Origin of the sequence: Aureimonas sp. SA4125, assembly GCF_019973775.1 — a bacterium.
Lineage (GTDB): Bacteria > Pseudomonadota > Alphaproteobacteria > Rhizobiales > Rhizobiaceae > Plantimonas.
The window spans coordinates 4,328,361-4,340,819 of record NZ_AP025032.1; the positions used below are offsets into that span (position 1 = coordinate 4,328,361).

Annotated in this window: 12 protein-coding genes; all 12 read left to right on the forward strand. The window is 61.9% G+C overall.

Annotation, left to right across the window (positions count from 1 at the left end; all coding sequences use genetic code 11):
* The first annotated feature begins 15 nt into the window (after positions 1-15).
* The 12 genes from Sa4125_RS20435 to Sa4125_RS20490 all read left to right on the forward strand — a co-directional run bounded on the left by Sa4125_RS20435 (position 16) and on the right by Sa4125_RS20490 (position 12,263).
* On the forward strand, positions 16-969 hold the full coding sequence (locus Sa4125_RS20435) for a branched-chain amino acid ABC transporter permease (RefSeq protein ID WP_224001113.1): 954 nt from the start codon (positions 16-18) through the stop codon (positions 967-969).
* A complete protein-coding gene (locus Sa4125_RS20440; protein WP_224001115.1) occupies positions 966-1,814 on the forward strand; it encodes a polysaccharide deacetylase in 849 nt (282 codons plus the stop codon). The genes Sa4125_RS20435 and Sa4125_RS20440 overlap by 4 nt, the downstream gene beginning before the upstream one ends.
* Positions 1,807-2,553 carry an SDR family NAD(P)-dependent oxidoreductase gene (locus Sa4125_RS20445; protein ID WP_224001117.1) on the forward strand — a complete coding sequence of 249 codons (747 nt, stop codon included), beginning with the start codon at positions 1,807-1,809 and terminating at the stop codon, positions 2,551-2,553. Before Sa4125_RS20440 ends, Sa4125_RS20445 begins: the two co-directional genes overlap by 8 nt.
* On the forward strand, positions 2,546-3,481 hold the full coding sequence (locus Sa4125_RS20450; protein WP_224001119.1) for a serine hydrolase: 936 nt from the start codon (positions 2,546-2,548) through the stop codon (positions 3,479-3,481). The genes Sa4125_RS20445 and Sa4125_RS20450 overlap by 8 nt, the downstream gene beginning before the upstream one ends.
* Before the next feature lie 759 nt (positions 3,482-4,240).
* Entirely contained in the window at positions 4,241-5,431 is a 1,191-nt protein-coding gene (locus Sa4125_RS20455; protein ID WP_224001126.1) for a PfkB family carbohydrate kinase, read from the forward strand.
* A 30-nt stretch (positions 5,432-5,461) separates the two neighbouring features.
* Positions 5,462-6,214, forward strand: a complete 753-nt coding sequence (locus Sa4125_RS20460) for an ATP-binding cassette domain-containing protein (protein ID WP_224001127.1) — start codon at positions 5,462-5,464, stop codon at positions 6,212-6,214.
* A gap of 61 nt (positions 6,215-6,275) precedes the next feature.
* Positions 6,276-7,259: an autoinducer 2 ABC transporter substrate-binding protein gene (locus Sa4125_RS20465; RefSeq protein WP_224001128.1), complete on the forward strand. Its 984-nt coding sequence runs from the start codon at positions 6,276-6,278 to the stop codon at positions 7,257-7,259.
* A 100-nt stretch (positions 7,260-7,359) separates the two neighbouring features.
* The gene (locus Sa4125_RS20470; RefSeq protein ID WP_224001130.1) at positions 7,360-8,340 is read left to right on the forward strand and encodes an ABC transporter permease; all 981 of its coding nucleotides are present in this window, start codon (positions 7,360-7,362) and stop codon (positions 8,338-8,340) included.
* Positions 8,337-9,314: an ABC transporter permease gene (locus tag Sa4125_RS20475; protein WP_224001132.1), complete on the forward strand. Its 978-nt coding sequence runs from the start codon at positions 8,337-8,339 to the stop codon at positions 9,312-9,314. The genes Sa4125_RS20470 and Sa4125_RS20475 overlap by 4 nt, the downstream gene beginning before the upstream one ends.
* A complete protein-coding gene (locus tag Sa4125_RS20480) occupies positions 9,315-10,277 on the forward strand; it encodes a carbohydrate kinase family protein (protein WP_224001134.1) in 963 nt (320 codons plus the stop codon). It abuts the gene before it with no gap.
* Entirely contained in the window at positions 10,270-11,247 is a 978-nt protein-coding gene (locus tag Sa4125_RS20485) for a hypothetical protein (RefSeq protein WP_224001136.1), read from the forward strand. Before Sa4125_RS20480 ends, Sa4125_RS20485 begins: the two co-directional genes overlap by 8 nt.
* Positions 11,247-12,263 carry an SIS domain-containing protein gene (locus Sa4125_RS20490; RefSeq protein WP_224001138.1) on the forward strand — a complete coding sequence of 339 codons (1,017 nt, stop codon included), beginning with the start codon at positions 11,247-11,249 and terminating at the stop codon, positions 12,261-12,263. The genes Sa4125_RS20485 and Sa4125_RS20490 overlap by 1 nt, the downstream gene beginning before the upstream one ends.
* The last annotated feature ends 196 nt before the right edge of the window (positions 12,264-12,459 follow it).

Sequence of the window (12,459 nt, forward strand, 5' to 3'; positions counted from 1 at the left end):
GGACTCGGGTTTTGGATGGCAGCCATCGCCGCCGCTGTGGTGCTGCCGCAGATCTTCACCTCCGGCGTGTCGCAGAACCTTGCCGTCGTCGCGCTACTCTTCGCGGTCGTCGCATCGAACTGGGACCTGACGCTCGGCTATGCCGGCATCTTCAACTTCGCGCACGTCGCGTTCTTCGGCATCGCCGGCTATGTCGCGGCGATCGCCACCATCCATCTCGGCCTTCCCGTCTGGTGGGACATCCTGCTGGCGGTGGCCGTCATCGCCATGCTCTCCGGCGTCACCGCGGCGCTGGCGCTGCGGCTGCGAGGCATCTATGTCGCCCTCGTTACCTTTGCCTTCGTGCAGCTCTGTGTCGCCCTGATCGTCAGCCAGAAAGACTGGACCGGCGGTGCCGTGGGTCTCGTCGGCGTGCCCGATCTCGAGATCGCCGGTGGGCCGCTGGGCGCCGATCCGAAGAACTATGTCTACCTCTCCGCCGGCCTGCTTCTGGCCTCGACCTTCTTCCTGCGAAAGCTGGTGGCGTCCGATTTCGGGCTCAGCCTGATCGCACTGCGCGACAACGAGGCCTACGCGGTGGCGAGAGGCGTCTCGGCAATGCGCCAGCGCGTCCTCGCAATGGTCGCGAGCTCGCTTTTCACCGCGGCCGCAGGCGCGGTCTATGCCCATTACCTGATAGTCGCCTCGCCAGACGTCTTCTCCTTCTCGCTGACGACGCTGATCCTGTCGATGACGTTGCTTGGGGGCACCGCGACGATCTTCGGGCCGATCCTCGGCGCCATCGCCCTCACCGTCGTTACCGAGCAGCTCGCCGGCTTCGGTGTCATCCGCTTCATGATCATCGCCGTTCTGATCGTCCTTACCCTGCGCTTCCTGCCGGGAGGCATCTGGTCGGTGGGGACGCACTGGGTTGGCCGCAAGGCGTCGAAGAGCCGCCGATCCAAAGAAACCGGGAGCCTTCCACAATGAACCTCTTCACCTGGCCCGATGGATACCGATCCGCTGCGAGCCTGACCTTCGACTTTGACGCCGAAACCGTCTGGGTGGCGATGGACCCGCAGAATGCCAGACGCCCCGGCGTCCTCTCGATCGGGCATTACGGCGCGCGTGTCGGACTGCCGCTCATTCTCGATGTTCTCAAGCGTCACGATGTCCGGGCGACCTTTTTCGTCGTCGGACAAAATGTCGAGCGCTATCCCGAGCGGGTGCGCCGGATCGTCGACGAGGGTCACGAAGTGGCCGTCCACGGCTACACCCATACGCCGCCGCAGCAGCTCTCCGTCGAGGCCGAGGAGGAAGAACTCGCCAAGGCGCTGGCCCTCCTGCGCGGCACCGGTGCAGACGTTTGCGGGTATCGCTCGCCATCCTGGGACGTCAGCCCTGTGACTCTCGAACTCTTGGAAAAGCAGGGCCTGTCCTACTCCAGCCAGATGATGGCCGACATTCGTCCCTATCGTCACCCCGGCAAGGCACTGGTCGAATTGCCGATCCAGTGGCTGCTCGACGACTGGCCGTTCTTTGCCTTCGGGCTTGGACAAATGGATCGCCCGATCCAGAGCGCGGCGAGCGTCGAGGCCATCTGGGCCGAAGAGCTGGAGGCGATCCATGCCCTCGGCGGCCATTTCATCCTGACGATGCATCCGCAGGTGATCGGCCGCCCGAGCCGTGTCGCCATGCTCGAACGCATGGTCGCGATGCTGAAGTCCCGCGACGACATCTGGCTCGCCACCTGCGCGGAGGTCGCCGCCCATGCCGCGGTGACCCTTGCCGCAGACGATACGGTCAGTCTCTTTGGGGTCGACGACAATGCATGACTTTAACGGTCGGCGGGCAATCGTTACCGGCGCGGCAGGCGGCATCGGTCGCGCCATCATCGCCGAGCTGCAGCGGTCGGGCGCTTCGGTCGCGGGGATTGACCGCGACGAGGCTGGGCTCGCCGCGCTCGGCGATATGGCTACGGTGACCGCAGATCTCGCCGATGTCGCCTCCACGCGGACAGCCGTCGGCGCGGCGATCGCTCTTCTGGGTGGGCCTGTGGACGTCCTCGTCAACGCCGCCGGTGTTTATGTACTAGCCCCGGCCATGAGGGTCGATGTGGAGGACTGGGACCTCAACCAATCGATCAACCTGCGCGCCAGCTTCTTTGCAGCGCAGGCTGTGATCGCCGAAAGAAAGGCTGCAAGCGCCACCGGGCCGATGGCCGTCGTCAATATCTCCTCGACCGGCGCCTATCGCATGGGCACCGGCGACGCGGCCTTGTCCTACGGCGCAAGCAAGGCGGGGCTGATCGGCCTCACCATCGCCATGGCGGCGGAATGGGCGCGCGAGAACATCCGGGTAAATGTCGTAGTTCCCGGCGTCATCGATACCAGCATGGTCCGCCTGATGGACGATCCGGAAGCGGGTCAGGCCTGGCTGGACACGCGCGTCCCGCTACGCCGGCTGGGCCGACCGGAGGAGGTCGCCAAAGCGGTCTGCTTCCTCGCCTCCGACGATGCATCCTACATCACCGGAACTCACCTCGTCGTCGATGGAGGCTATCTCTGTGTCTGAGCAACTGACCTGGCTGGATATCCTGGAACGGCGTTTGAAGGCACTTGCAGACGGGGTGCGCGCTGACTGGAGTGTCTACGTTCGCTTCCTTGCTGGCAACGAGGAGATCACGATCAACGCCGATCGCTCACAGGATACGATGAGCCTGATCAAGGTGCCGATTCTCGTCACCCTGATGCGGCGGGTAGAACGCGGCGAAGCCGATCTGTCGCGGCGCCTGACGCTCACCGACGATCACAAGCGGCTCGGCACCGGCGTCCTTTTCCTGCTTGATGCCGGCGCATCGCTGACGCTGAAGGATGCGGCCTGGCTCATGACCGTGGTCAGCGACAACACCGCGACCGACATCTGCCTGGAGGCCGCAGGAGGCGTCGACGGCGTCAACGCTGAGATGCGGGCCCTCGGCATTCCCGATATCCAGATGACCGGCGACGCTCTGACCTGGTTCCGCGCCCTCGGCTCGAGCATGGACCCCGAACTCGGCACCGTTGCTCCCGGCGAATTCGCCCGACGGGGCTATCCGCCTCTCGGCGTCAGCGACTTGTCAGACGCCCGCGAACGCTATCACTTCGAGACCGGGCGGCCCTTCAGCCTGGCCAGCGCCCGGGGCCTCGGACTCCTCTTGACGCAATTGCACGAGAACTGCTGCGCCGAACCTCGTACATGCGCTGTCATCCGCGGCTTCCTACTCGGTCAACAATTGCAAACCATGGTGCCCAAATATGCCTGGGGCGTCTCCGCGGCGCACAAAACTGGTGGCTTTCAACCCTTCATCGCTTCCGATGTCGGCATTTTCACACCGGCCTCCGGGTCCCCCGCGATCATCTGCATCATGAGTCAACGCTATCGCGGCCAGCGCGCTCTTCTGGAAGATACCGTTGCCCGAATGGGCGAGCTCGTCATCCATGCAGCGGAAGCCTATCGCTAGAACAAGCAAGGCCATCTCGGCCTCGCCTGTCGGAGCGCGCTTTTGGCAAGAGCATTGCGCCTGTGGCTCGGAACAGCACCGAAATCTGATGGCTCTGCCTGGCTCGTGACGCCGACCTCCGCGCAGATGCCGAGGGCGCTTTCAGCTTGGCTCGGCAAGTATCATCTGATCCCCAAAGCCCTGACCTCTGTGGCCGGGGTCGATCCAAGCGCTGATGTCCACGTAGTAACCGACCGCCACGTCGCCATGACGCATGAAGTATCAGGGGGCGCATCCCATTGCTTGCGACAATCTCATATCCTGGTGCGGGCACGCATAGAGGCGCGCCGACCGCGCCGCAGCCGAGCCACGTTTCGATCACGTCGTCGACTGCGAAGTCGTGCGAATGCGCGCATTTGCTATAGTGCGGTCCGCATCGAGATCATGTTCGGACATCTCGAGGACTGGCAACGGGTCGCCACGAATTTCGACTGATGCCCCATCGTCTTCTTCCCTGCCGTCGCGCTCGCGGCCACGGTCATCTTCTGGCTATGACCGATGATTCCGGACACAGCAATCATCACGACCAATCAACGCCATCTCGCTTGTTGAAGCGACCTACTTCGCAATCCCCACAAGACAAATCGCCTGATGAAATTGAAGAGAATTCAATTTCATGCTCCCCAACGCCCAACTATTCAGCACAACGTGGGGCAAATTAGGGCTTTTTAAGCCAGTAAAAATGTGTTTCATTGAAGCGCTTCAAGATTTGGAGATTGCATGGTTCGTCGCAGACCCACGATCGCAGATGTAGCCAACGTGGCGGGCGTTTCCGTCGGGACTGTCTCCAATTATTTGAACGGGACCGCGAGAATTCGTCCTGCGACGCAGTCGAAGATCGATCGAGCCGTGCGCGAACTTGCCTACAGGCCAAGTACTTTCGCGCGATCTCTGTCGACTGTGAGCGTTCGCCGAACGGGCGAAGATCGCTCTCAAATGCCCCGTCTCGTTGTGGTCGGCTATATCAGCGTCGATTACATGTGCCGTATCGACGTTCTGCCGCATCGCGACGACCGGATCACCGCGCATCACATCGAAAAGGCGCTCGGAGGCCCGGCAGCAAACCTCGCGGTCGCTGCCGCCGGCATCGGTGCCAACGGCACCTTTGGCCTTGATGTCGAGCTGGCGACAGCGCTCGGCGACGACCCGGACAGTGACTGGGCACTTGCGGAGCTTGCCCTCAAGGCGGTGCATGCCTTCCCCATCCGCAAGCCCTTCAACAATCGCCTTTCCCGCTGCATCGTCTTCATCGAGCCGAACGGCAGCCGAACCATTGTGAACGAGCCCTTCGAGCTTTCGGATGTGGATTTGGTCGATCACGTCAGGCTGACCTCCGAGACGCGGACCCGGTGCCTGCATATCGAGGGCTACCACTATGAGAGGATGCGGGGTTCGATCGAGAGGTTTCGAGCGGCCGGCTGGACGATCAGCCTTCATTCCGCCGGACTGCCATCCGGTTCAAGGACGCGCGAGGGCTTTCTCGACGTCGTCGGTCGATGCGACCTGACGTTTGCCGGCGAGGCGCTGATCCGCGAGGCATTTGATATCCGCGTATCTGACCGGGATCTTTCCGCTGCCGTCCAGTCGCAGCTCAATACGCTTGAATCTCGCGGGAACTTCGTCCTCACGCTTGGAGCCTCCGGGGCAATAGCGTTTCCGAATGACGGTGGGAGCCCCATCCGCGTTCAGGCCTTGCCGGTTCGTGTTGTGGATGCAACGGGCGCTGGCGACAGCTTTGCCGGCGTCTTTCTGGCCTACTGGCTGAACGACGCCACAATAGAAATCGCGGCCCGTCACGCCGCCGCGGCGGGGAGCCTCACCACAACAGTCGAGGGCGCCCAAGGGGCTGTTTCATCACACGAAGATTTGCTGGAGAGTCTCGCCCAAAGGCCCCTTCAGCGCGCCTCCTGAACCGACGCAGAACCCTGAAAAGGATCGATGATGGTTTTCAAAATGTCGGGCATCGTCAAGCGCTTCGGAGGATTGGTCGCCCTTGACCATGTGGATTTCGTCGTGGCGACCGGCGAGGTGATGGCACTTGTCGGCGACAACGGCGCCGGAAAGTCGACCCTCATAAAGACAATGTCAGGCGCCCATTCCCCCGACGCCGGCACGATAGAGATGGAGGGCCGGCAGGTCCGATTCCGCTCACCGCAGGAGGCCTGGGAAAGTGGCATTGCGACCATCTACCAGGAACTCGCGCTGGCCGGAAAAATGACGGTCGCCGACAACATCTTTCTCGGACGCGAATTGAAGCGCCCCATGCTCGGCATTCCATTCCTCGACAGAAGCGCCATGCGCAAGCGCACCGCCGAACTGCTTCACCAATTGGACGTCCATGTTCCGAGCATCGACTCCTGGGTCGAGTCGATGTCGGGAGGCCAGCGGCAGGGTGTCGCCATCGCGCGAGCCCTCAACATGGACGCTCGTCTGATCATTATGGACGAGCCGACGGCGGCGCTTGCCGTCGCTGAGGTGCGCAAGGTCCTAGACTTCATCGTGAGACTGCGGGCTCAGGGCAAGTCGGTGGTCCTCATCTCGCACAACATCCAAGACGTATTCGAAGTCTCCGACCGCATCTCGGTGATGCGCCACGGTCGCTGCATCGCAGTGCGAGAGACACGAAACACGACCCCGCAGGAAATCATCGGTCTCATCACCGGGGCTTACGAAGTGCGCGCCAACGCATCCTGAGGACCAAGCCAAAGAGCGGTCCATGGGCATCCAGTCCAACAACGAAGCAAAGGTAGCAGACATGAAAAGCAATTTCACGACGGTCACCATGGGCCTCATTGCGGCGGCTTTCGCCACGGGTGCCGTGGCGCAGGAGAAGGTGCGCGTCGCCTTCGTCCCGCAGATCCAGGGCATCCCCTATTATGTCGCGATGGAACAGGGTGCCACCAAGGCAGCCGACGCCCTTGGCGTCGAGTATATCCAGCAGGGACCGACGAGCACGAACTCGGCCGACCAGCTGCGAATCTTCGAGAGCTTCGTCAACCAAGGCGTCAACGTCGTCGGCGTGTCGCCAGTCGATGTCGAAACCCTGAAGCCTGCCATCGCGAAGGCAAGGGCGGCGGGAATACACGTGATCACTTCAGATGCCGACGCTGCTGGAAGCGAGCGCGAATTCTACGTCGCTCAGGCCCTTGACCAGGACCTCGGCTACACGATCCTCGACGAAATGGTGGAACGCACCAGCGAAGATGCGAAGATCGCCATCATTTCAGATGCCCCGACCATTGCGAGCCTCAACGCCTGGATCGCGGCGATCCAGGACCGGGCCAAGACCAGATACCCCAAGCTTCAGATCGTCTCCGTCGACCACACCGATGGAACGGCAGCGCGAGCCTTCCAGTTCGCGACCGACGCCATGACCCGCAATCCCGATCTCAAGGGCATCATCGGCATTGCCTCGACGACGTGCCCTGGCATCGGCCAGGCGGTGGAGGCGGCAGGGCGGCAGGAACAGATCGTGGCAACGGGATTTTGCTCGCCCAACACCGTGAAGGACTACGTCCTCAGTGGCGCGATGAGCTACTCCGTCCTCTGGAACCCGGCCGACCTTGGTTACCTGACCGTATGGGCCGGCAAGCAGTTGGCCGATGGCAAGCCTTTCGAGGCCGAGCCAAAGGTGGATGGTCTCGAGGCAAACGTGCGCTGGATGGCTGACGAGAAAATCCTGTTGCTCGGAGAGCCCGCGGTTTTCACCAAGGAAAACATCGAGCAGTTCAACTTTTGAGCGCTTGTCCGAGGCGCCCGGTTCCGGGCGCTTCGGATACTGTCGCGGTCAGGCTGCATGTGCGAGCTGTCGTTACCGCCGACGATTTGAGAGGTTCTGCATGACTTCAGCGGCCGATCCACGCCCCGCCCTACGCATGGTGTCGGCGACGGCCTCGCGTGAAGTGGCTCTCGTGATCGCGATCCTGACGGTGGGCGCCGTCTTTGCGATTGCATCGCCCTACTTCCTGACTACCAACAATCTGGTGCAGACCCTGCGCGCCGGTCTTGAACTGGCGATCGTGGCGGCCGGAATGACCCTCGTCATTATCATGGGCGGGATCGACGTCAGTGTCGGCGGCATCCTCGCCGTTTCGGCCATAGTGATTGGCAAGGCATACCAGGCCGGCCTCCCAGCCTATGCTGTGGCGCCGCTCGGGCTCCTGGCAGGCACAGCGCTCGGCACGTTCAACGGCTTCGTCACGACCAAACTGAAGGTGCCGCCGATCATCGCCACGCTGGGCAGCATGTACGTGTTCTCCGCCATCATGTTTCTAGTGATTGGTGGTGCCTGGATCTCCGGCCTGCCGAGCACGCTTTCGCCCATGGTCAATGGCTGGATCGGCTTTGTCCCGGCATCCGCGCTGGTCATTGCTGTCGTCTATCTCGGAGCGTGGATCGTTTTGTCCAAGCTGCCTTTCGGCAACCATATCTACGCCATCGGCTGCAATGAGCAGTCCGCCAGGCTTGTCGGCATCAACGTCGATCGCACTAAAATCCTCACCTACGCCTTTCTGGGATTTCTGGCCGGCCTGGCGGCGCTCCTCTACGTGGCCCGCCTGCGCAATGTGGAAATCAACATCGGCACGACAATCGCACTCGAGGCGATCGCGGCCACCATCCTCGGCGGCACCAACATTCGGGGCGGCGTCGGCAGCCTGCTCGGCACGCTTCTAGGTGTCGTCTTTATCCGCATCATGCAGAACGGTTTGGTTTTGACCGGCGTCTCTTCCTTGTGGGAAACGGTGATCATCGGCTCGTTGCTGGTCGTCGTCCTGACGGCTGATTCCCTGCGCAACCGCAACAATCCGAGGGCGCAATGACCCGCAAATCTGGCTTCCGGACTTATGACCCGCTGAGGGCTCGTCTGCTTCTGCTGTGCGGCCTGCTGGTCGTCTCGATCGTGGCAATGAGCCTGCTTTCACCGTACTTCCTGCAGGCCAGCACCGTGCCCTACCTCCTGCAATACGTGCCAATTCTCGGTTTGCTTGGTCTCGGACAGACACTTGTCATTCTGGCGGGCGGGCCGGGAATCGATCTATCCGTCGGCTCCATCATGTCTCTCGTGGGAGTCGCCGTGGGCGCCCTTTTCGCCGCCGGCATCGATATCTGGACAGCCTGCGCCATCGGCGTTGCCGCCGGCGCGGGTCTTGGGCTAGTCAACGGTCTGCTCGTCAATGTCCTGCGCATTCCCTCGCTAATGGCGACTCTCGCTACCATGTTTGCCTTCGGCGGGCTGGCGCTCGCTACCACCATGGGCCAGCCCGTCGGGGGCTTCCCTCCCGAGTTCGCCTGGCTCGGTCAGGGTCACACGCTGGGGCTGCCCAATGCATTTCTATTCGTCCTTCTTCCCGTCGCGGTCGTCCTGCATGTGATGCTGACGGGGACCACCATTGGGCGCCATATCATCGCTGCCGGCAACGACGACCGTGCGGCCCACCTGTCAGGGCTCAATGTGGTACGCATCCGCATTGGTCTCTACGTTCTTTCCGGCGTTCTGTCGGCTCTTGGCAGCATCATCGCCATGTCGTGGTTCCTGGCCGCACGGCCCGATGCGGGCAAAGGTATGGAACTCCTCGCCGTGACGATCGCCGTCCTCGGGGGAACGCACATCTTCGGTGGAACCGGCGGCATCCCCGGTACCATCGTCGCCATCCTTGTCGTCACCACCCTCCAGATCGGCCTGCAACTGGCCAATATATCGGCTGCCTGGCAACTGGGTCTGATCGGACTGTTGCTGATCGCTTCGGTTTCGAGCGTCGCGGGCTGGCGGATGCCAAAACGCGGAAAGATCTAAATGACTGATATCGATGTTCTTTGCATCGGGGACCTGGACGTCGACATGTTCGTCTCCGTCTCCGAAATCCCGGGCTTTGACCAGAAAGTGGCTGGACGCAATCATGGTCAAAAAGCCGGCGGCATGTCCGCCAACTGCGCCGTTGCCGTCTCGCGACTCGGTCTTAAAAGCCGGCTCGTCGCGGCTGTCGGTTCCGACCCGGCCGGCGATGTCGCGATTGTGAGCCTGACGAAAGACGCGGTCGATCTCCAATATTTGGCGCGCCGGCACGACGAGCAAACCTTCATGTGCCTGGTACTGCTTTCACCGGCGGGCGAAAAGTCCCTCATCAAGCTGGAAACACCAGCGTATCTTCCAAGCGTGTCCGATCTGGTGCCCGACGCCTTTGACGGCGTGCGCCATCTCCATGTCACCTTCGGATCGCCGGAATTGTCGCTCGCCGCTCTGCGAATGGCGAGCGAGCGGGGATTGTCGACCTCGCTCGATCTCGAGCCGCCGGATATCGTGCGCAACCCCCACCTTCTTTCGGCGGTCCTGCCTCTGATAGACACGCTGTTCCTCAACAAAGAGGCGTTCGAGGCGGCACGCAATGTTCTTGGTGAACCCCTGACGCCACTCCATCTGCGCGGTGACGCAGAGGTGATTGTCACGCTGGGCGCTGGGGGATGCCAGCGCTTCAGCGGAAAGCATGTCGTAGAAAGCCCGGGCTTTGTCGTCGACCCGGTGGACACAACCGGGGCGGGCGACTGTTTCGCGGGCGCCTATCTGGTGTCCAGGATCTCCGGCATGCCGATCGGCGACGGCCTGCGTTTTGCCAACGCGGCAGCCGCCCTGTCGACCCGCAGTATCGGGGCCCAGGAGGGGATGCCACGCCGACGGCAGGTCGAGGATTTCCTGGCGAGCCGACTTTCCACGGGAGGTCGCCCCGATTTACTGAAGACAGAAGGGGCTGTTCATGTCTGATCGACGTTTCCAGCATCGGGATGAACTGGAATCTGCCGGCCTTTCCGCCCCCGATGACCAGACGATGCATTTCCTGTGGCAGATCGTCGACGAAGGCGTTCTTGGAGCTAGCCGGCACGTCGAACTTGGCAATCAGCTGATCCTTCATTTGATCGGTACCAGTGAAAACGGCCTACGCCGGGCCCGTCTCGCCGCGGCTTTCATCGCACGGACACGCGGGCAGGACACGCCGGTGATCGGTAACAGTCTTCACCTGCTGCTTGCCGGGCTGGATGACGTTGACCCGGGCAAGCAGGCCGACCTTCTGCGCAATCGTGTGCTGGACTGGGACCAAGCTGCCAAGGCACGAAAGGCGCGCCTCGTTGCTGCGGCCACGCGGCATCTTTCCGGCAAGTGCGGCGTCATGGCCTTCGACTATTCCAGCACGGTTTCTGCAGTCGTGCGAGCACTCGTCAAGGAGAATCCGCAGCTGAAAGTGATCGTTCCGGAAAGTCGCGCGATCGCAGGCGGCGCGCGTTACCTGGAAGAATTCCTGCCCGCCGGTCTTGATGTCATCTTCATTCCGGATGCAGCGATCGAGTACGGGCTGGAACAGTGCGATGCTGCGCTCTTGGGAGTGGAGACCCTGCGCTGTGACGGGAGCTTCCTCAACACCATCGGCAGCCGAATGATTGCCCGACTCGCGCAGGATATGGGTGTCGAGATTTTCGGCGTGACCGATCTGCTGAAGCTCGACACGCGCAGTTACGGCGGACACAGGCCTTCCCCTGCGATCCGATCCTACGACGAGGTTCTGACTGCCGGAATGGCGGTGGGGACGTCACGCCAGGTCGATACACGCGCGCCGGAACTCGAAGTCATTCCGGCCGCGCTCACGACCGCGCTTCTCACGGAGTTTGGCCCCGTGCCTCCCGGTGCCATATGGGCGCTGGGACGCTCCGCCTTCAACCTGAATGACGAGACGGCATGATGACCAGCATGATGGCCCGCGAGATTGCGACGCAACCCGAATTGATGCTGTCGATCCAGCCCGTACTGGCGCGGATCTGCGACGGCCTGCAGAAGCCGCGGGGGCGCGTTTTCGTCGGCGGCTGTGGCGACTCTGCCTTCGCTCCGAAGGCGCTGGCGGCCGTCTTCCGGCAGATCGGGGTGCCTATCGTCCCCTGCAGCGCGATGGATCTTACCGGATATATCGATCTCGAACCTGCCGACACCGTGATCTTGTCGTCCATCTCCGGCAGTACAAGGCGCAGCGTCGAAGCAGCCCGGGTGGCGCACAGCCGAGGTGCAAGGGTCGTTGCGGTGACCTGCAATGGTGACAGCACCCTGGGCCTGGCGGCAGACGAACTCGTTGTCCTGCCTTATACGCCCTTAAGCAGAAAGACGCCGCATACTCTTGATTACACGGTAACACTCCTGGCGCTGGTGGAGATCGCCCGCAGCTACGCTGCCCTCCCGCAGGAGTCGACACGAGCGATACTGGCAACGATGCCAGGCGTCTTGGCCTGCGCCAGATCCGAGGCGGCGGCTGTCGTTCCTGTCGCCAAAGAGTTTGGCAAGTTCTTCTTTCTCGGGGCCGGGCCGGGACTTGGTACCGCCGAATATGGCGCTGCCAAGTTCCATGAGGCCGGCGGCCTCGTCGCGATCGCCGCAGAAACAGAAAACTTTGTTCACGGCATGAACTTCATGCTGGAACCAGACGACCTGCTGATCGCAATCGGAGGCTCTAATCTGGCGGAGCGCCGGGGTGGTGAGGTCCTCTCGGCCTTCGCCTCGCTGGTGGCGACAAATCACATGCATGTAGGGAACGCTGGAAGCGGCTCTTGGCAAGATAAATTCGCCGATGTCATGGCGCAAACATTTTTCGTACAGTGTTTGTGCCTGCAAGTCTCAACTCTTTTAAACTTGCAGCTTGAAGAGCCGCGAGCAGGTAGACCTTGTGGGGCTGTACATCTTGCGGCCCAGACAATTGCGATGGCGAATTGAGATATTGCGGCATGCAGATGATGTATTTCTACTTTTGCGATTTTTGTTGTTCCTCCCGGAAATCCTCCAGCCGGGCGGTCCAAAAGCGGTGAGCACGTCACGACATCAAGGAGCTGATGCGTCCGGCGCGGCGGCAAACGCAGGATTAAGAGAACGGACAGGACGTCGATGACGTCCGTAGACTTGAGCTTCCGGT

Coding starts and splice junctions, on each gene's coding strand:
- Sa4125_RS20435 (WP_224001113.1), top strand. CDS start 16: ATGGCAGCCATCGCCGCCGCTGTGGTGCTGCCGCAGATCTTCACCTCC.
- Sa4125_RS20440 (WP_224001115.1), top strand. CDS start 966: ATGAACCTCTTCACCTGGCCCGATGGATACCGATCCGCTGCGAGCCTG.
- Sa4125_RS20445 (WP_224001117.1), top strand. CDS start 1,807: ATGCATGACTTTAACGGTCGGCGGGCAATCGTTACCGGCGCGGCAGGC.
- Sa4125_RS20455 (WP_224001126.1), top strand. CDS start 4,241: ATGGTTCGTCGCAGACCCACGATCGCAGATGTAGCCAACGTGGCGGGC.
- Sa4125_RS20460 (WP_224001127.1), top strand. CDS start 5,462: ATGGTTTTCAAAATGTCGGGCATCGTCAAGCGCTTCGGAGGATTGGTC.
- Sa4125_RS20465 (WP_224001128.1), top strand. CDS start 6,276: ATGAAAAGCAATTTCACGACGGTCACCATGGGCCTCATTGCGGCGGCT.
- Sa4125_RS20470 (WP_224001130.1), top strand. CDS start 7,360: ATGACTTCAGCGGCCGATCCACGCCCCGCCCTACGCATGGTGTCGGCG.
- Sa4125_RS20475 (WP_224001132.1), top strand. CDS start 8,337: ATGACCCGCAAATCTGGCTTCCGGACTTATGACCCGCTGAGGGCTCGT.
- Sa4125_RS20480 (WP_224001134.1), top strand. CDS start 9,315: ATGACTGATATCGATGTTCTTTGCATCGGGGACCTGGACGTCGACATG.
- Sa4125_RS20485 (WP_224001136.1), top strand. CDS start 10,270: ATGTCTGATCGACGTTTCCAGCATCGGGATGAACTGGAATCTGCCGGC.
- Sa4125_RS20490 (WP_224001138.1), top strand. CDS start 11,247: ATGACCAGCATGATGGCCCGCGAGATTGCGACGCAACCCGAATTGATG.